We start from the raw sequence: 17,422 nt of genomic DNA, 5'->3' as shown, positions 1-17,422 counted from the left end.
GGCAGAATCGTCGGTCGTGGGGGAATTTTCTTCAGAAGCCACGTTCACCCGTGCGGTGGCCCCGTTGCGGGTGGAATTGCGTGCGCACTGTTACCGCATGCTCGGCTCGATCCACGACGCCGACGACGCCGTGCAGGAGGCATTGCTGCGAGCGTGGCGCGGGCTGGCCGGGTTCGAGGGCCGCAGTGCGCTGCGCACCTGGCTGTACACAGTCGCCACGCGGACCTGCCTGGACCTCATCGAGCAGCGCGGCCGCCGCGCACTGCCGGTCGACCTGGGCCCGGCGAGCGAGCACGTCGTCCTCGACTCCGCCCCGCGTACCGACGTGGCTTGGCTGGGCCCCTGCCCCGATTTCCCCGCGGCCAGCTGCGAACAACGCGAGGCGGTCGAGCTGGCTTTCGTCGCCGCGTGCCGCCATCTGCCGGGCAACCAGCGGGCGGCGCTGCTGCTGTTCGACGTCCTCGGCTTCTCCGCCGCCGAGATCGCCGCGATGATGGAAACGTCCGTGACCTCGGTGAACTCCGCCCTGGCCCGCGCCCGCCGGACCGTCGCGGCGCACGTTCCCGCCCGGACTCAGCAGCAGATCCTCGGCGACTCCCGCCTTCAAGACCTGGCGACCGGGTTCGCGACCGCCCTTGCCGAAGGCGACGTCGACGGTCTGGTGAGCCTGCTGACCGAGGACGTCACCTGGTCGATGCCGCCGCTGCCGCACTGGTACCGCGGCCGTGCCGCCGTCACGGAGTTCGCCTTCCAAGTCCCGATGACGCGCTGCCCGAGCTGGCGCTTCCGGCTGACCAGAGCGAACGCCCAACCGGCCGTGGCGTTCTACCTCGGCGGTTCGGCGACTGTCCCGCACGAGGCGTGGTCGATCACCGTGCTGACCCTGCGGGACGATCGGATCTGCGACCTCACGTCCTTCCTCGGCGCGGAGCATTTCCCGGCCTTCGGACTGCCCGCCACGGTCACGCCTTAGGCGCGGCCCGCACGTGCGCGCGCTGCCCCTGCCGTCCGATCAGGCACAGGTACTCCACCGGTTCCGCCGACGCCGCGCCGAACCAATGCGGTAGCCGGGTGTCGAATTCCGCAGCCTCGCCCGGAGAAAGCGTCATGTCGTGCTCGCCGAGCACCAGTCGTAACTGTCCATTGAGGACATAGGTCCACTCGTAGCCCTCGTGCGTCCTGGGATCGGGTTCCTGCTTTTTCCGTTGTCCGGGCAGGATGAATTTGTACGCCTGGATCCCGCCCGGACGGCGCGTGAGCGGCAGGATCGTCACGCCGTCGGCACAGCTGATCGGGCGGAGGTGGATGCGCGGGTCGCCGGTTTGCGGGGCGTCGACCAGTTCGTCGAGGGTCACGCCGTGCGCGCGGGCCAGCGGCAGCAGTTGTTCCAGGGTGGGCCGCCGGTTGCCGGATTCCAGTCGCGACAGCGTGCTGGCCGCGATGCCGGTCTGCGCGGCCAGTTCGGCCAGCGTGACGTCCCGCTTCCGGCGCAGCTCGCGCAACCGGGGGCCGACTGCGTCCAGGGCTCGGTCGTCGTCCATTTCCCGAGTTTGACAGATTGGCAAGCTTCCTTGCCAGATGTGCCGGAGGGTTTGCAAGGTGGAACCGGGAACCCCAGGAAAGGAACCGTTGTGCCGCACGCATTCGATCAGTCCTATTGGGACGAGCACTGGCATGGTGCCGCCGGACACGCGCAGCTCGAACCGCATCCGCAGCTGGTCGAGGAGGCGGGGAAGCTGTCGCCGGGACGCGCGCTGGACGCTGGCTGTGGCGAAGGAAACGAGGCGATCTGGCTCGCCGGGCACGGATGGCAGGTGACGGCGGTCGACCTGTCCGAGGAGGTGCTGCGGCACGCGCGCGACCGGTCGAGCGAGGTCGAGTGGGTGTGCGCTGACCTGCTGAAATGGACCCCGGACGGGCAGTTCGACCTGGTCGCCACGCACTACGTGCACGCGGCGGGCCCGCTGTTCGAGCGGCTCGCGGAGTGGGTCGCGCCGGGCGGGACGTTGCTGGTGGTCGGGCATCACCACGGGGAGATGCATCCGCCGGAGTCGACGATCACCGTCCAGGACGTCGGTCTGGATCCTGGGCAGTGGGAGATCACGGTCGCGGAGAACCGGACGCGGAAGGTGCATGGCGGGGAATTGCACGACACGATTCTCTGTGCTCGCAAGGTTTCTTCGCCGAACGCGTAATCGGTGGCGGACGGTGGCGATTCGGTAGTGCACTGGAGTGGTGGCGGCGTATGACGCGATCGCGGACTGGTACGAGGAGGAGTTTCTCCGCGCCCAGCCGGTGAACCCCGGGGCGAGCGCGCTGCGGGATCTTCTCGGCGAAGGCAGCGGGGTGTGCCTGGAATTCGGCTGCGGTACCGGCGTGCACGCGGACCTGGTGCGGGAGTTGGGCTGGACACCGCTCGGAGTCGACCTGTCCCGCGGGATGCTGCGGCACGCCCGGGCTCGGCTGCCGACCGCCCGGGCCGATGCCGCCCGGTTGCCGATCGGGGACCGCAGCGTCGACGCGGTCGTTTCGGTGCTGGTGCACCGATCGTGCTGGCGGTGCGTGCGTTCATCGGCGCGGCAGAATCCGGAGAACAACCATCGCGCCGACAGTGAGCACCAGAATCCCTCCGCACGCCAGCGCGAGTGCGTGCAGTGGTGAGCCGGGCAGGGCGGAGTAGTAAACAGCGCCAATCACCGCGACTCCCAGTGCTCCGCCGATCTGTTGCCCAGTCGCCAGCACGCCGGAGGCCATCCCGGCGTCGGCGCGGGGGACGGCGGCCAGCACGTGGTTCAACAGCGGCGGGACGAGCAAACCCTGACCTGCGCCGATCAAGGCGAGCGCGGGAGCGAAGGACCAGGGGGTGGTCGAAAGCGTGATCAGCACGACGTAGCCGAGCCCGGCAGTCGCAGCCCCGAGGAGCGGCGCGAAGGGCACCCGGCTGCCGAGCAGGCTCAGCGCGAGGAAGGCGGCGGCGAACGGCAGGTACGTGAGCGCGGCGTCGAGCGGGCTGAGGCCCAGACCGTCTTGCAGGGCAAGGGAAAGCACGAGAAAGAAGGAATTGATCCCGGCGTAGGTCAGCAGGACGAGGCCCATGCCGAGACTGAATTCGCGCTGTCGCAGCAGTCCCGGGCGAACCAGCGGAGCGGGGACCCGGCGTTCGACGGCCGTGAAGACTCCGAGTGCGACGGCGCCGCCGGCGAGGCTGCACCAGGACCACAGCGGCCAGCCCGCTTCTCGGCCGGTGATGAGTGGCAGGACGAGCAGGGTGAGTGCGACGGTCAGCACGGCGGTGCCGCGGAGGTCCAGTCGTGCGGTGCCGTTCGGCTGGGTTCGCGGCAGGAAGCGGGCGGCGAGAGCGAGGGTCAACAGTCCGATCGGGACGTTGACCCAGAAGATCGCCCGCCACGGGCTGCCGAAGAGGTTCGCGGTCACGAGGATCCCGCCCAGCAGCTGGCCGGTGACGCCGGACAGTCCGATGACCGCGCCGAGCACGGCGAACGCTTTCGAGCGCTGTGGGCCGGGCACGACGACGTGGATCATCGCGAGGACCTGCGGGAACATCGCCGCGGCGCCGAGTCCTTGGACGAACCGCGCGGCGACCAGCCATCCCGCGCCGGGAGCGGCGGCGCACGCGGCCGACGCGCCGGTGAACAGCAGCAGCCCGGCCAGGAACACCGGTTTGCGGCCGCGGAGGTCGCCGAGCCGGGCGAACGTGATGAGTGCCACGGCGTACGCGAGCTGGTAACCGGCGAGCAGCAGCTGGAGTTCGGCGGGCGAGGCGCCGAGGTCGGACCGGATGGCGGGGGCGGCGACGAACACGATGAAGGTGTCCAGCACCGCCATGAAAACGCCGGCCAGCAGGATCGCGAGCGCGCGCCAGTGCGGGGAAACGGAGTGCATGGCTTGATCGTCGGCAGCGGGCCGGACGCGGGGGTAGCGGGCGAATATGCTGGTATCGCCACTACCAGGACCGGAAAGGAACGCATGTCGTCTGCATCGCGCCGGCGCGCGCTCGCGGACTTCCTGCGTTCGCGGCGCGATCGGCTCACCCCGGCAGAGGTCGGTCTTCCGGCGGGGCCGCGGCGGCGCGCGCCGGGGTTGCGCCGGGAGGAGCTCGCGCAGCTGGCCGGGGTCAGCGTCACTTGGTACACGTGGCTCGAACAGGCTCGGGACATCACCGTCAGCAGGCAGGTCCTGGCCAGTCTCGCGCGGGAACTGCGGCTCTCCGACACGGAACGGCAGCATCTGTTCGCTCTCGCCGAGGAGCCGCCAGACCATCCCGCGGAGTCCTCGCCGCTGATGCTGCAGGGCATGGTCGACGCACTGGACCCGAACCCGGCGTACGTGCTCGACCCGCATTGGGACTTCGTGGCGTGGAACCGCGCCGAGGCCGCGCTGATCGGCGATCCGGCGCTGTTGCCCGACGGCGAGCGGAACCTGCTGTGGCTGGTGTTCACCGTGCCGCGGATCCGCACGCTGCTGGTCGACTGGCCGGGGCAGGCTCGAAATCTCCTCGCGCAGTACCGCGCCGACGCCGCGACCCGGGCCGAGGACGCGCGTTCGGCTGAGCTGGTGCGGGCGCTGCGCGAGGCGAGCCCGGAGTTCGCCGAATGGTGGGCCGCCCACGACGTCGCGCCGTTCACCGGCAATCGGCGCGTTTTCGATCATCCGCGCGCCGGGGTGCTCGCCTTCGATTACGTGAAACTGTCCACTATGGACGACACCGGCCGGAAGCTGTTCACCTGCTTACCCGCGGATCCGGAGACCGCCGCGAAGCTCCCATCGCTCGTGGCGTGAAATTCGGATGCGCGCCTTCTCGCGGACGCCTACCCTGGTGATCGTGATACAGCACCAGCTCTACCTCTGAGGGATCACCGCCTCCACCGGTACCGCGCGCGTTCGCGGCACCGGCCCTCGTCCTTGTTGCTGATCACGTTTCATCGGAGGCATTTCCCTCATGACATCTCCGCTTTCGCCTGCGCTCGTGCGTACGGCGCATGTCCGGCTGTCCGACGTCCACGTCTCCTTCGGCGGCCGCCCGGTGCTCGCCGGGGTCGATCTGGTCGCGGCGGCCGGCGACCGGGTCGCCATTGTCGGCGAGAACGGTCGTGGCAAGACCACCTTGTTGCGCGTGCTCGCCGGGACGCAGCCAGTCGACCGCGGCGAGGTTCGCCGCGCGGGCCCGATCGGTGTTGCCGACCAGCAGATTCCCTGGGGAGACCAGGAAACCGTCGGCGATCTGATCGACCTCGAACTGGCGGCCGTGCGCAATGCGCTGGCCTGTTTGGAAGCCGCGACGACCGCGCTCGCCGAAGGGCAGCCTGGCGCGGACGACGCGTTCGCCGCCGCGCTCTCGGCCGCCGAAACGCTCGACGCGTGGGATGCGGACCGGCGGGTCGAGGTCTCGCTGGCCGCGCTGAACGCGGTCGACGACCGGAGCCGCCCGCTCGGCACGCTGTCGGTCGGGCAGCGGCATCGGGTCCGGCTGGCGTGCCTGCTCGGCGCGGGACATTCCGTACTGTTGCTGGACGAGCCGACCAACCACCTCGACGCGTCCGGGCTCGCGCACCTCACCGAACGGCTGCGCGCGTACCCGGGCGTGGTCGTGCTGGTGAGCCACGATCGTGCGTTGCTTGCCGACGTTGCCACGTCCGTGCTGGACCTCGACCCGTCGAGCGACGGTCGTCCGCGCGGCTACGGCGGCGGCTATTCGGCGTACGTCGAGGCCCGGCAAGTCGAACGGGCTCGATGGGAGGCGCTGCACGCCGAGCAACTCGTGGAACGGCAGCGGCTCGCGGACGACCTTTCCGCCGCACAGAACCGATTGCGCGACAACTGGCGTCCGGAAAAGGGCCACGGCAAGCACACCCGCGCGACCCGGGCACCCGGTCTGGTCCGTGCCGTGCACCGGCGGCAGGAGGAGTTGAACGCGCACGTCGTGGCGGTTCCGCCGCCGCCCGCGCGGTTCGCCATGCCGGAACTGCCGCAGCACCAAGGAACCGTCGCGTTGCGGGCAGCCGGGGTGACCGTCGCCGGACGGCTGGACCATCCGGTCGACCTGACCCTCGGCGGCGCGGACCGGCTCGTCGTCACCGGCCGGAACGGGGCCGGAAAGTCGACGCTGCTGGCGGTGCTCGCCGGAACGCTGGAGCCGACGTCGGGCACGGTCACGCGCGCCCGGTCGGTGCGGATCGGCTGGCTGGGCCAGGAATCCGCCCTGCCGGCCCGGCGGACCGCGGCCGAGCTCCTGGGCTCGGCCGACCTGGGCTTGCTCAGCGGCTACGACCGCCACCGCCCGATCGCCGAACTGTCGACCGGAGCCCGGCGGCGGCTGGATCTGGCGCTGGTGCTGGCCGCGCGCCCGCAGGTACTGCTGCTGGACGAGCCGACGAACCACCTGTCGGCAACGCTGGTCGACGAACTGACCGACGCCCTGCACTCGACTCCGGCGGCAGTGGTGGTGGCTACGCACGACCGGCAGTTGTTGCGCGACACGGCTTCCTGGCCGCGGTTGGCGCTCTGACGCGGTGGGCGCGAGGTAACAGCGGTGAAACATCCGCAGGGCAGTCTGGGGCAATGCCTCTGCTGATCGAGCGTGCTGACTTCGCGGACCCGCAGCTTCGGCGGTTCCTGCAGGCACACTTGGACGACCTCGCGCCCACCTCCCCGGCCGAGAGCAGGCATGCCCTCGACCTGGCCGCGCTCCAGCGTCCCCACGTCCGGCTCTGGACGGTCCGGGACGACCGGCACCTCGTCGGCACCGCCGCACTGGCGACGCTGGAGCCGCGGCACGAGGAACTGAAAAGCATGCGGACCGACCCCGCCCGACGCGGGCAAGGCATCGCTCGCACACTCCTGGACTACCTGCTCCAGGACGCCAAAGACCGCGGCATCGAGCGCGTCTCCCTGGAAACCGGCAGCATGGACTTCTTCGCCCCGGCCCGCGCCTTGTACACGCGAGCGGGCTTCACCCCGTGCGCGCCGTTCGGAAGTTACCGGGACGACCCGAACAGCACCTACCTGTCTCGCCGCCTCTGAAGCTGTCACAGATTTTCCGCGACCGGTGTCCATCCGCTGAAAACCCCGAAAGCGGAGGAGGACAGCATGACGACGACAGTGCTCGGTGCGGGATACGCCGGGGTCATGGCCGCGAACCGGCTCGCTGGGCGCGGCGAGGAAGTGGTGCTGGTCACGCTGAACGCGTGGTTCGTCGAGCGAATCCGGCTTCATCGCGTGGCCACCGGTCTCCGGGAGAACGCCCGGCTCGACCTGGAGACCGTGCTGAACCCGGTCGTCGAGGTCGTCCAGGACACCGTGACGAAGATCGGCGAAGACAAGATCCAGCTCGCCTCCGGCGAGAACCTGCCCTACGACACCCTCGTCTACGCGGTCGGATCCGGGACCAGCGTCCACAACGGCACCTACCGGATCGTCTCCGAGGAGGAGACCGACCGGCTCCGCACCGCCCTCGCCGAGGCACCGGACGCGCCGGTCATCATCGTCGGCGCGGGCCTGACCGGCGTCGAGCTGGCTGGGGCGCTGCGCGAAGCCGGACGCGCGGTAAAGCTGGTCTCCACCGCCCCGGACCGCCGCGCGATCCGCGCGCACCTGCGGTTTCTCGCCAAACAAGGCGTCGAGATCGAACTCGGCCGACGCGTCGATCCGGCCGAGCTCGACGGGCTCGTTGTGGACACCACCGGCTTCACCGTGCCGAGTCTCGCCGCCGATTCGGGACTTCCGGTCGACGAATTCGGCCGGTTGCTGGTGGACGAGCAGCTCACTGTCCCCGGGCACCCGAACATCCTCGGCGCGGGCGACGCCGTGCACACCTCCTTCCGCGCCGCGTGCGCGACGGCGCTGCCGATGGGCGCGCACGTCGCCGACGTCATCACCGCGCGCCGCGAAGGGCAGGCCGGGAAACCGTTCCGGATGGGCTACGTGCTCCAGTGCACCGACCTCGGCAGCGGACGCGGACGTGTCCAGTTCCTGCACCCGGACGACACCGAGCGCGCGATCGCGATCGACGGGCGCGCGGGCGGGCTCGTCAAGGAGACGATCTGCCGGATGACCGTGCGGTGGCTGAGCCAGGAACGGGATCGCGCGGGCCGGTACTCGTGGCCGGCCGGCGCCTAGACTTGGCCGCCATGGACCACGGCGACGTCTTCACCGCGCATCGGCCGACGATGCTCGCCGCCGCCTTCCACATCACCGGATCGCGGTACGACGCGGAGGACGTCGTGCAGGACGCGTGGGAAACCTGGTCCCGGGTGGACCTCGAGACGGTCCGCGTCCCGCACGCGTTTCTGTCGGTGATGGTCTCGCGCCTGGCGCTCAACGCGGTCCGCGCGCAGCGGCGCCGGCGCGAGAACTATCCCGGTCCTTGGCTGCCGGATCCGGTGGTCGAGGGGGATTCGCCGGAGTGGGAGGTGCTGCATCGCGACGGTCTGGGCCAGGCGCTCGACTTCGTGCTCAGCACGTTGACCCCGGAGCAGGCCGCGGCGTTTGTCTTGCGGAAGGTGCTCGACGTCGACTATCCGTCGGTCGCCGAGGTGCTGGAGACAACGCCCGCGGCGGCCCGCCAGCTCGTCTCGCGCGCGCAACGGGCGGTGACCTCGGCGATCGGGGATTCCTTGCCAGATCAGGGGAATCGTGACGCTGAGGCGCTGGCGACGCTCGCCGAGGCGGTGTTGTCCGGCGAGATCGACAAGGTGGCGGCGTTGATCGCGCCGGACGCGGTGCTGTACTCGGACGGTGGCGGCAAGGTGCTTGCCGCGCGCAAGCCGTTGTTCGGCCGGGACCGGATCGCGCAGTTCCTCATCGGGATTTCCACGATGGAGGAGGTGACGATCGTGCCCGCGATCATCAACGGCGGCCCCGGTGCGGTCTTCCTTCAGGACGGCAAGGCGACGACCACAGTCACTGTCCGCGCGGGCGATGCCGGTGTGTCGACGCTGTGTTTCGTGCGCAACCCCGACAAGCTGACCGAGATCACTCTCGCCTAGCCGCGATCCCGTCGTACATCATCCGCCGCACGGCCACGCTCACCCGGCGCTGCTCCTCGGGGTCGGGGTTGCGCAGCGAAGCGATCGCCGACGCCAGGATCATGCCGTTGATCGCCCGCGCGCTGTTCTCGATGTCGAGATCTGCGCGCAGGTACCCGAGCTCCACGCCGTGCGACAGATACGCCGCGGTCAGTTCCGTGGCCAGCTCGAAGAAGTCGAGTACGCGCGCGGCCATCGCTTTGTCGATACCGGCGGCCTCGAACAGCAGCAGCCGCGGCACGCGCGGGTCCTCGCCGAAGATCTGCGCCAGCGCGTCGCCGATCCGGGCGGTCTGCTCGCGGTAGGCGTCCAAAGTAGACACCGCGTCCGGCGCGTTTTCCGCGGTGAGCGCGGTGACGATGCGGGCGACCAGGTCGTCGATGACGTGGTCGACGATGTCGCGCTTGTTCTGGAAGTAGCGGTAGAAGGTGCCGTGCCCGATGCCGAGCTTCGTGGCGATGTCGGAGATCCCGGTGGCGTGGTAGCCGAGGTCGGCGAAGCAATCGAACGCCGCGTCGATGATCTCGCGGCGCAGTTCCTGCTTCTTGCGCTCGGCTCGGGTGGTGCGGGGGCTCTCCTGGGCTGTCACGCACTGCAGTGTATTGCCAAGTCCGGCCAAGTGACATACCGTTCCGTTACTGACAAGTAGTTCCGGACGAGAGGTCGGACATGGACGCGCAGTACGACGCAGTCATCGTCGGCGCGGGCTTCGGCGGCATGGGGGCGGCCATCCAGCTCCGCCGCCTCGGCTACCGCGACCTGCTGATTCTCGATCGCGAGGACGACCTCGGCGGGACCTGGCACGTGAACCGGTACCCGGGGCTGGCCGTCGACATCCCGTCGTCCACCTACTCCTACTCGTTCGAACCCAATCCGTACTGGTCACGGCTGTTCGCGCCGGGTGCGGAGCTGAAAAAGTACGCCGAGTGCGTCGCCGACAAGTACGGTCTGCGGGCCTCGATGCGCTTCGGCGCCGTCGTGACCGGCGCGACCTGGGACGGCTCCAGTTGGCGGATCAGCATCGAAGGCGGCGAGACGGTCACCGCGAAGTACCTGCTCACCGCCACCGGCTTCCTGTCGCAGCCGAAGATGCCGGACATCGAGGGCATCGACCGGTTCGCGGGCAAGGTCATCCACACCACGAAGTGGGACGACAGCTACGACCTGGCCGGCAAACGCGCCGCGGTGATCGGCACCGGCGCGACGGCCGTCCAGCTCATCCCGGAGATCGCCAAGGTCGCCGCGGACCTGACGGTGTACCAGCGCACGCCGATCTGGGTCAGCCCGAAGCCGGACTACGCCGTGCCGAAGCCGCTGCAGCAGGCGTTCGCGAAGCTGCCGCTGGTACAGCGCGCGGTACGGCTGGCGGGCAGCTCGGTGCTGGAACTGATGATGATCTCCGGCGTGGTGCAGTACCGGCAGTTCCGCGGCGCCAACCGGATCGCGGAACGCTGGTGCCGCGCGCATCTGTACCGCCAGGTCCGCGACCCCGAACTGCGCAGCAAGCTGACGCCGGACTACTCCTTCGGCTGCAAACGGCCGACGTTCTCCAACGACTACTTCCCGGCCTTCACCCGCCCGCACGTGCACCTCGAAACCACGAGCATCGAACGGATCGACGAAACCGGGATCGTCACCGCGGACGGCAAGCGCACCGAGATCGACACGCTCGTGCTGGCCACCGGCTTCAACCTCTGGGACGTGAACTTCCCGGCGATCGAGATCATCGGACGCGACGGCAAGAACCTCGGGAAGTGGTGGCGCGACAACCGGTTCCAGGCGTACGAGGGCGTGACCGTGCCCGGGTTCCCGAACCTGGTTTCGCTCAACAGCCCGTATTCCTACAGCGGGCTCTCGTACTTCACGACCATCGAATGCCAGATGAAGCACATCGACCGGCTGTTCAAGGGGATGCGCGCCCGCGGTTCGGACGTGTTCGAGGTGACCCAGCGGGCGAACGACGAGTTCCTCGGCCGGATGAAGCACAAGGTCGGGCACTCGGTGTTCGCCCTCGGCCAGTGCGCGACGGCCAACAGCTACTACTTCAACCAGCACGGCGAGGCGACCCTGCTCCGGCCGACCTCGACGATCAGCGCCCACCGCGAGGCGGCGCGGTTCCCGTTGGAGGACTACAGCTTCGCCTGAGCCGAGGGTGATTTACGTTCGCCAAGGGAACCCGCTGCTCGCGCGCGGCGTCAGTGTGGCGTGAAGACTGAGCAAGACGTCATGGCCAGCCTCCGCGCGCAGGCCGAACCCGTTCTCGGCAAGGGCGCGGCGGCGCGGATTCGTGCGTTCGAGAACGGCGACCTGTACGTCGAGGCGCGCACCGCTTCCACGCTCTGGGCATGGCTGGTCGACTTCCTCCTGGTCACCGGTCTGTCGGCGGCCGCGGCAGTGGCCTACTACTTCAAGTCGAACGCCTTCGACGCCGCCGTCGGGGCGAGCGTGATCGGGGTGGCGGGGCTGATCGTCGTGCCGCTGCTGTACGGCTGGTTTTACGGCAACGGACGCGGCCTCGGCGCGCTGTTCAACGGGATCCGCCTGGTCCGGCTCCGCGACGGCGGCCGGATCGGGCTCTGGAAGGCGGGCTGGGCGATGCTGATCCGCACGCTCGGTTTCGTGGTCATCGCGCTCGGGGTCCTGAACGGGGACACCACTGTGGGGAGCGGGGTGCGCACGCACCTCGACATCCGCGAGACCGAGCGGCTCCGCGCGGCCGGTTTCGTCCGGAAGCAGTGAGCGGGTATCAGGTTCGCGCGGTCGCGGACACTCCCGAGCAACGGCTGCGCGACTACACGACGCGGCTGCAGGCGATCGTCACCACCCGGCGGGTCTACCGGGTGATGACGGCCAGCCTCGCCGGGCTTTTCGGCGTCAGCGGGATTCTGGTCGGGGTGCTGGCTCATTCCGCGGCCGGAGGATTCAGCCTGGCGGGCGGCGGCGTCTTCTTCGCGGTGCTGTGGCTCGGCGGAGTTTTGATCTGGCGGGGCAGGCCCGCGACCGAACGCGCGTTGAACCCGGGTTCGCGCCCACCTGCTGGTCGTACGCCGGGGAATGTGCGGGGCGCTTTCTTTGCCGCAGCAGGGATGGGCTGTCTAGCCGCTGTCGTATGTGGACTGTCCTTTATGTCCTCCCCGCCGCCGGACGCTGAGTTGAAGCTGGCGATCATCGGGCTCGGCACCTTCGTGGTCTTCGCCGTTTTGTTCGTGCCGCCGGGATATGTCTACGCGCAGTCCGACCAGTACTTCGAGAAATGGCTCAACCGCAACCGCGCGGCTTACGAGGCGGCTCTAAGGCGTACGACGGCGCAGCGTCGCCGCTCCGAGACCTAGTGCCAGTACCGCGCAGCCGAGCACGACGAGGATGTTGCGGGTCAGCGTCATCGTCCAGTCCGCGCTGTGCGTCACCTGCGTGAGCGCTTCGACGGCGTAGGACAGCGGCATCACGTCGGACAGCCAGTGCAGCACCCAGCCCATCTGGTCGCGCGGCTGGAAAAGCCCGCACAGCAACGTTTGCGGCAGCACGAACAGCGGCATGAACTGCACGGCCTGGAACTCGCTCGTCGCGAACGCGCTCACGAACAGGCCGAGCGCCATGCCGAGCAACGCGTCGAGCACGGTGATCAGCAGCAGCGACCACACCGAACCGGCCACCGACAGCCCCAGCCACCACAGGCTGACCGCCGTCGCGACCGCCACCTGCAGCACCGCGACCAGCCCGAACGCCAGCGCGTACCCGGCGAGCAGGTCGAATTTCCCCAGCGGCAGCGTCATCAGCCGCTCCAGGGTGCCCGCGGTGCGTTCGCGCAGGGTCGTGATCGACGCGATCAGGAACATGATCACGAACGGGAACACGCCGAGCAGCGCGGGCGCGATCCGGCTGAACGTCTCGGCCGAGTTGAAGACGAAGCGCAGCAACACCATCAGCAGCGTCGGCACCAGAATGAGCATCACGACGGTGCGCGGATCGTGCCGCAGCTGGGCGAGGATGCGGCGAGTGGTGGCGAAAGTGATCGAGACAGTCATCGCTGGGCCTTCACCAGGTGCAGGAACGCGCGTTCGAGGTCTTGTTCGCCGGTGGCCGCGCGCAGGGCGTCCGGCGAATCGTCGGCGAGCAGCGCGCCGTCGCGCATCAGCAGCAACCGGGTGCAGCGGGCGGCTTCGTCCATGACGTGGCTGGACACCAGAAGCGTGGTGCCCTCGGCGGCGAGCCGATGGAAAACGTTCCACAAATGCTCGCGCAGCAACGGATCCAGCCCGACGGTCGGTTCGTCGAGCACGAGCAGTTCGGGCGAGCCGAGCAATGCGACGGCGAGGCTGGCCCGGCTGCGCTGGCCGCCGGAAAGCCGCCCGACCAGCGCGTCGGCGTGCGAACCGAGGCCGACCTGTTCGATCGCCTCGGGCACCGACCGGGACGGCGCGCCCAGCACGGAGGCGAAGTAACGCAGGGATTCGGCGACCGTGAGGTCGGCGTAGACCGCTGGCGCCTGCGTGGCGTACCCGATCCGCTTGCGCAACCGACGGCTCCCGGCCGGTTCGCCGAGCACGGTGACTGTGCCGCCGTGGGTCACCTGCACGCCGACGACCGCGCGCATCAACGTGGTCTTCCCGCAGCCGCTCGGCCCGAGCAGCCCGGTCACCGAACCGGGCTCGACGCGGAAGCTCACGTCGCGCAGCACCTCCCGGCCACCGCGGACGACCTGCAGGCCGTCGATGACCACCGCGGAATTAATCATGCGGTTAATTCTGCGCGCGCGGAATTTCGGTGTCAAGGCCGGGGAGGTCGGAAGGCGGAGCGCGGATCAGGCCTGGTCGACGTACTGCTGCACGGCAGGAGCGATCAACCCGACCACGTCCTCGTGCGCAGCCCGCGCGAGCGGCTCGACCTGCACGACGTACCGGACCATCGCGAGCCCGACGAGCTGCGCGGCGATGCCGGTGACCCGCAGCGGCGGGATGTCGAGTGCGTCGGCGATCTTGTCCAGCAGCGCGCCCTGGATGAAGCCGCGCAGCATGTCCGCGGCCTGTTCGGTGGTGGAGACCGAGCGCAGCACGCCGAAGAACGCGTCGCGCGAAGCCGGGGTTTCCCAGAGGGTCAGGAACAGCCGGACGAGCCGTTCGCCCACCTCGGAGCGAGGGCCGTCGAGGATCGCGGCGACTACGACGCCAGGGTCGGCCGGAAGGTGCAGCGCGGTCGCGAAGACCTGGTCCTTGCTGCCGAAGAAATGGTGCACGAGCGCGGGATTCACGCCCGCCTCCGCGGCGATCGCGCGGATCGTCGCGCCCTCGTACCCGTTCCGGCCGAACAGGTCCCGCGCGGCGGCCAGAATGGCCTCCCGCGTTTCGGTCTGCCCGGGGCGGCGTCCCGTCCGTGCCATCGGCGTCCTTTCGTCCGCTCCAGTATCGCGGGACCATGGGCGGTACAGCTGGCTGTACCTGATCTGTACCCCGCGCGGGATCGCCGGTCGTCCCGCCGGGGCCTTAGGTTCGGGCGACCGGGAGGGCAGGGGGGAGCGGGGATGGACGGGACGGCGGTGCACGAGACAGCGGTCCGGGTGCTCATTCGAGCCTCGGATCCCCTTACCGACAACGGGATCCGGAGCTGGCTGCAGGCGCGGCCGGAGTTTTCCGTCGTGACTGACGAGGTGGACGTGATCATCGTCGCGGCCGAGCTGCTGTCGGTGGAGGTGACGTCGGCGTTGCGCGGGCTCAAGGCCACTGTGGACGCTCCGGTGGTGCTGCTCGTCGACGAGCAGGCGGCGGGCTCGGCGGTGCTGACCGCGGTGGAGTGCAACGTGGTCGCCCTGCTGAATCGCGAGCGCACGTCGAGCGAGCAGCTGGCCGCCGCGGTGCTGACCGCTTCACGCGGCGGCGGGATCCTGCCCCCGGCGGCGCTGGGCACGCTGCTCAGCCATTTCCGCCGGCCGATCGAACCGCGGCCGAAGCACAGTTCCGGCCTGACGCAACGGGAAATCGACGTGCTGCGGCTGCTGGCCGAAGGCCTCGACACGGCGGAAACCGCGGAGAAAATCAACTTCTCCGAACGCGCGGTGAAGAAGGTGATCCACGATCTGTCGCAGCGCCTCGAGTTGCGCAACCGGACGCACGCGGTCGCCTACGCGCTCCGGAACGGCGCGATCTGAGGGGCGTTCAGATGATGCCCGTCCGCAGGGCGTACGCGACCGCGTGCGAGCGGTTTCGCAGATCGAACCGCACCAGCAGCGTGCTGATGATGTTCTTGATCGTCCGCTCCGAATACGCCATCCGGTCGGCGATTTCGACCGTGCCGAAACCGTCCGCGAGCAGGCCGAGGATTTCTACCTCGCGGCTCTGCAGCCGGTGCCGGTCGAGGAAGCCGCGCGGGTACCTGACCTCGCCCTCGCTGGTGTGGAACTCGTTCGTCAGCCGGGTCGCGCGGACGTCTTCCGGCTCGGCCGCCGGCACGCGGGCGGCCAGCGCTTCGAGGATCTTCTCGCGCGTCGCGGAACCGCGGTACAGCGCCGCGGACAGGCCGAATCCGCCGAGCCTGCCCAGTTCGGCCTTCTCGATCCGGTCCGCGACCAGCACCGCGCGCACGTCCGCGACGAGCGCGGTCCGCCGGATCCGCGCCAGGTCGGCCAGGGTTTTCTCGCGGACCTCCGGCACGATCACGAGCAGGACGTCCGCGCGCGGGACTTCGCTGGGAGCCATCACGGCGTACCGGGGCGTGCCGCGCAGGTAGGCGGCGGCTCCTTCGCCGCTGATCGGGTCGTTGGCGATGATCGCCACTCGCTCGGGCAATGCGCTCATGTCAGCTCACAGACCAGTCGTTCCGCGCCGCATCCTCCGCTGAGCCGAGGATCCGCGATCCAGCGCGCGAGGTCGATCCCCCGCGCTGCCCGGGCGCGGTAGTGCCTGCGGTACCTCAGCAGCAGTTAAGGACTTAATCGAACGTTAGTGCTTGTAACCTTAGTTGCACGATAGCACTAGACGGGAGTCCAGCGGTGGTAATTGCCCGCACGACCGGGTGGCGTTCACGCGATCCGGTCCTGCGGGCCGACCACGGGGTCAGGCGAGCGCCTGAGCAGGGGGAAGCCGCGCCGCCCGCATCGCCGGATACGCCCCGGCGATCGCGCCGACCGCGGCCGAAACCGCCACCCCGCCGGCGAGCGCGACCGGCGGCAGCACCGCGGGCCAGCCCTGGCTGAGCGCGTACCCGGCGGTCGCGCCGACCCCGAGCACCACCCCGACGAGCCCGCCCAACCCGGACAGCAGCACCGATTCGGCGAGGAACTGCCCGCGGACCTGGCCCCTGGTCGCCCCGAGCGCGCGGCGCAATCCGATCTCGCGTCGGCGCTCCAGCACCGAGATCACCATCGTGTTCGCCACGCCGACGCCGCCGACCAGCAGCGCCACCCCGCCGAGGCCGAGGAAGAGCGCGCCGTAGGTGTTCTTCGTCAGCTGCTGCGCGGCGAGCGCGTCGGACGGCCGCTCGACCGCCACCTCGTTCGGCGCGGCCGGGTTGATCGTCGCGGCGAGCACCGAACGGACCGCGTTGACCTGCGATTCCCGCGCGCGCAGGTACACCGTGCTCGGATGGCCGTCGAAGCCGAAGACCTGTTTGGCGACGTCCCAGCCGATCAGCACCGACCGTTCGACCTCAGGCGCGAGCGGCATCGGGGCGAGAATCCCGACGACGCTGAACCACGCCGAACCGATCAGGACCTGCGGCGGACGCGCCGGATCGAGGTGGTCGATGCCGAGCCTCGACGCCGCTTCCGACCCGAGCACGACCGCCGGGAAGCGCTGGTTCGCCGGGCCGAGGAACGTCCCGGTCCGGACCTTCCCGCCGAGCACCGGCAGCAGATCCGGCCGCGCGGCGAACACCGAAACACCCGCCGAATCGTCCTTGCCGACCCGGTCGTTGCGGTACACCTTGGCGTTGACCTTGCCGACCTCCACCGCCCCCTCGACCGGCGCGATCCGCCGCACCATCGGGACCGCCGAGTCGGGCAGCTTCGCCGAACCGCCCATGAGTGTCTGCCCGGCCTCGGCGCGGAGCAGATTGGTGCCCATCGCGGCGAGCTTGTCCTGCAGTGCTTGGTCCGCCGACGCCGGAATGGCCAGCACGGCGACCATCGCCGCGACCCCGATGGCGATGCCGAGCGCGGACAGCATCGCGCGCAGCGGGCGGGTGCGCATTCCGTGCGCGCCAAGGGAAAGCAGATCGGCGGGACCGAGCCGGGTTGGGCTGGGTGGGGCTGGTGCGGTCATTGGGGTGCTCCTGCCAAGTGGGTCGTGCTGTTGGCAGGGGGGTGCGGGGCTTTGGTGCGGGGTGGGGCGGGCTGTTTCGGGCTGGGTGCGGTCATTGCGGCGTTCCCGGCGGGTGCGGTGGTGGGG

At 69.7% G+C, this 17,422-nt stretch carries 20 protein-coding genes; 12 read left to right on the top strand and 8 right to left on the bottom strand.

Annotation, left to right across the window (positions count from 1 at the left end; all coding sequences use genetic code 11):
* Positions 1–16: 16 nt before the first annotated feature.
* On the top strand, positions 17–973 hold the full coding sequence (locus tag EIZ45_RS31335) for a sigma-70 family RNA polymerase sigma factor (protein WP_134667229.1): 957 nt from the start codon (positions 17–19) through the stop codon (positions 971–973).
* Here EIZ45_RS31335 and EIZ45_RS31330 read toward each other — a convergent pair.
* Positions 963–1,541: a helix-turn-helix domain-containing protein gene (locus tag EIZ45_RS31330; protein WP_134667231.1), complete on the bottom strand. Its 579-nt coding sequence runs from the start codon at positions 1,539–1,541 to the stop codon at positions 963–965. The two genes, EIZ45_RS31335 and EIZ45_RS31330, sit on opposite strands and share 11 nt — an antisense overlap.
* Before the next feature lie 90 nt (positions 1,542–1,631).
* Between EIZ45_RS31330 and EIZ45_RS31325 the strand changes: the two genes are divergently transcribed.
* Positions 1,632–2,195: a trans-aconitate 2-methyltransferase gene (locus tag EIZ45_RS31325; protein WP_134667233.1), complete on the top strand. Its 564-nt coding sequence runs from the start codon at positions 1,632–1,634 to the stop codon at positions 2,193–2,195.
* Between the two features lie 40 nt (positions 2,196–2,235).
* Complete coding sequence (locus tag EIZ45_RS31320; protein ID WP_205670167.1) at positions 2,236–2,661, top strand: class I SAM-dependent methyltransferase; 426 nt, start codon at positions 2,236–2,238, stop codon at positions 2,659–2,661.
* Here the strand turns inward: EIZ45_RS31320 and EIZ45_RS31315 are convergent.
* Positions 2,569–3,903, bottom strand: coding sequence for an MFS transporter (locus EIZ45_RS31315; RefSeq protein ID WP_134667237.1), 1,335 nt, complete (start codon positions 3,901–3,903; stop codon positions 2,569–2,571). The genes EIZ45_RS31320 and EIZ45_RS31315 overlap by 93 nt on opposite strands.
* Before the next feature lie 84 nt (positions 3,904–3,987).
* Here EIZ45_RS31315 and EIZ45_RS31310 point away from each other — a divergent pair, with 84 nt between their 5' ends.
* The 5 genes from EIZ45_RS31310 (at position 3,988) to EIZ45_RS31290 (ending at position 9,005) form a co-directional block, all read left to right on the top strand.
* Positions 3,988–4,800 (top strand): helix-turn-helix transcriptional regulator, encoded by an 813-nt coding sequence (locus tag EIZ45_RS31310; RefSeq protein WP_134667239.1) that lies wholly within the window; start codon positions 3,988–3,990, stop codon positions 4,798–4,800.
* Positions 4,801–4,960: 160 nt separating this feature from the next.
* The gene (locus tag EIZ45_RS31305; RefSeq protein WP_134667241.1) at positions 4,961–6,526 is read left to right on the top strand and encodes an ABC-F family ATP-binding cassette domain-containing protein; all 1,566 of its coding nucleotides are present in this window, start codon (positions 4,961–4,963) and stop codon (positions 6,524–6,526) included.
* 53 nt (positions 6,527–6,579) lie between these two features.
* On the top strand, positions 6,580–7,041 hold the full coding sequence (locus tag EIZ45_RS31300) for a GNAT family N-acetyltransferase (RefSeq protein ID WP_134667243.1): 462 nt from the start codon (positions 6,580–6,582) through the stop codon (positions 7,039–7,041).
* 66 nt (positions 7,042–7,107) lie between these two features.
* Positions 7,108–8,136, top strand: a complete 1,029-nt coding sequence (locus EIZ45_RS31295) for an NAD(P)/FAD-dependent oxidoreductase (protein WP_134667245.1) — start codon at positions 7,108–7,110, stop codon at positions 8,134–8,136.
* Between the two features lie 11 nt (positions 8,137–8,147).
* Complete coding sequence (locus tag EIZ45_RS31290) at positions 8,148–9,005, top strand: sigma factor (protein ID WP_134667247.1); 858 nt, start codon at positions 8,148–8,150, stop codon at positions 9,003–9,005.
* On the opposite strand, the gene EIZ45_RS31285 is transcribed toward EIZ45_RS31290, so the two are convergent.
* A complete protein-coding gene (locus EIZ45_RS31285) occupies positions 8,992–9,633 on the bottom strand; it encodes a TetR/AcrR family transcriptional regulator (protein ID WP_134667249.1) in 642 nt (213 codons plus the stop codon). The two genes, EIZ45_RS31290 and EIZ45_RS31285, sit on opposite strands and share 14 nt — an antisense overlap.
* Before the next feature lie 80 nt (positions 9,634–9,713).
* Between EIZ45_RS31285 and EIZ45_RS31280 the strand changes: the two genes are divergently transcribed.
* The 3 genes from EIZ45_RS31280 to EIZ45_RS31270 all read left to right on the top strand — a co-directional run bounded on the left by EIZ45_RS31280 (position 9,714) and on the right by EIZ45_RS31270 (position 12,376).
* The gene (locus EIZ45_RS31280) at positions 9,714–11,189 is read left to right on the top strand and encodes an NAD(P)/FAD-dependent oxidoreductase (protein ID WP_134667251.1); all 1,476 of its coding nucleotides are present in this window, start codon (positions 9,714–9,716) and stop codon (positions 11,187–11,189) included.
* Between the two features lie 81 nt (positions 11,190–11,270).
* Positions 11,271–11,783: an RDD family protein gene (locus EIZ45_RS31275; RefSeq protein WP_134667253.1), complete on the top strand. Its 513-nt coding sequence runs from the start codon at positions 11,271–11,273 to the stop codon at positions 11,781–11,783.
* Positions 11,780–12,376, top strand: a complete 597-nt coding sequence (locus EIZ45_RS31270) for a hypothetical protein (RefSeq protein WP_134667255.1) — start codon at positions 11,780–11,782, stop codon at positions 12,374–12,376. The genes EIZ45_RS31275 and EIZ45_RS31270 overlap by 4 nt, the downstream gene beginning before the upstream one ends.
* On the opposite strand, the gene EIZ45_RS31265 is transcribed toward EIZ45_RS31270, so the two are convergent.
* From EIZ45_RS31265 to EIZ45_RS31255, 3 genes are all read right to left on the bottom strand, one after another.
* Positions 12,335–13,069 carry an ABC transporter permease gene (locus EIZ45_RS31265; RefSeq protein WP_134667257.1) on the bottom strand — a complete coding sequence of 245 codons (735 nt, stop codon included), beginning with the start codon at positions 13,067–13,069 and terminating at the stop codon, positions 12,335–12,337. The genes EIZ45_RS31270 and EIZ45_RS31265 overlap by 42 nt on opposite strands.
* A complete protein-coding gene (locus EIZ45_RS31260; RefSeq protein WP_134667259.1) occupies positions 13,066–13,779 on the bottom strand; it encodes an ABC transporter ATP-binding protein in 714 nt (237 codons plus the stop codon). Before EIZ45_RS31260 ends, EIZ45_RS31265 begins: the two co-directional genes overlap by 4 nt.
* A 66-nt stretch (positions 13,780–13,845) precedes the next feature.
* Complete coding sequence (locus tag EIZ45_RS31255; protein ID WP_037816986.1) at positions 13,846–14,421, bottom strand: TetR family transcriptional regulator; 576 nt, start codon at positions 14,419–14,421, stop codon at positions 13,846–13,848.
* A gap of 141 nt (positions 14,422–14,562) precedes the next feature.
* Between EIZ45_RS31255 and EIZ45_RS31250 the strand changes: the two genes are divergently transcribed.
* Positions 14,563–15,186 carry a response regulator transcription factor gene (locus EIZ45_RS31250; protein ID WP_134667261.1) on the top strand — a complete coding sequence of 208 codons (624 nt, stop codon included), beginning with the start codon at positions 14,563–14,565 and terminating at the stop codon, positions 15,184–15,186.
* A gap of 7 nt (positions 15,187–15,193) precedes the next feature.
* On the opposite strand, the gene EIZ45_RS31245 is transcribed toward EIZ45_RS31250, so the two are convergent.
* Together EIZ45_RS31245 and EIZ45_RS31240 are read right to left on the bottom strand one after the other, a co-directional pair.
* Entirely contained in the window at positions 15,194–15,832 is a 639-nt protein-coding gene (locus tag EIZ45_RS31245; RefSeq protein WP_134667263.1) for a LuxR C-terminal-related transcriptional regulator, read from the bottom strand.
* A gap of 258 nt (positions 15,833–16,090) precedes the next feature.
* Positions 16,091–17,296 (bottom strand): ABC transporter permease, encoded by a 1,206-nt coding sequence (locus EIZ45_RS31240; RefSeq protein ID WP_134667265.1) that lies wholly within the window; start codon positions 17,294–17,296, stop codon positions 16,091–16,093.
* Between the last annotated feature and the right edge of the window lie 126 nt (positions 17,297–17,422).

Origin of the sequence: Amycolatopsis sp. CFH S0740 (assembly GCF_004522315.1) — a bacterium.
Taxonomy (GTDB): Bacteria; Actinomycetota; Actinomycetes; order Mycobacteriales; family Pseudonocardiaceae; genus Amycolatopsis; species Amycolatopsis nivea.
Note: the sequence above shows the minus strand (reverse complement) of the source record. Positions and strands in the feature narration are given on the sequence as shown.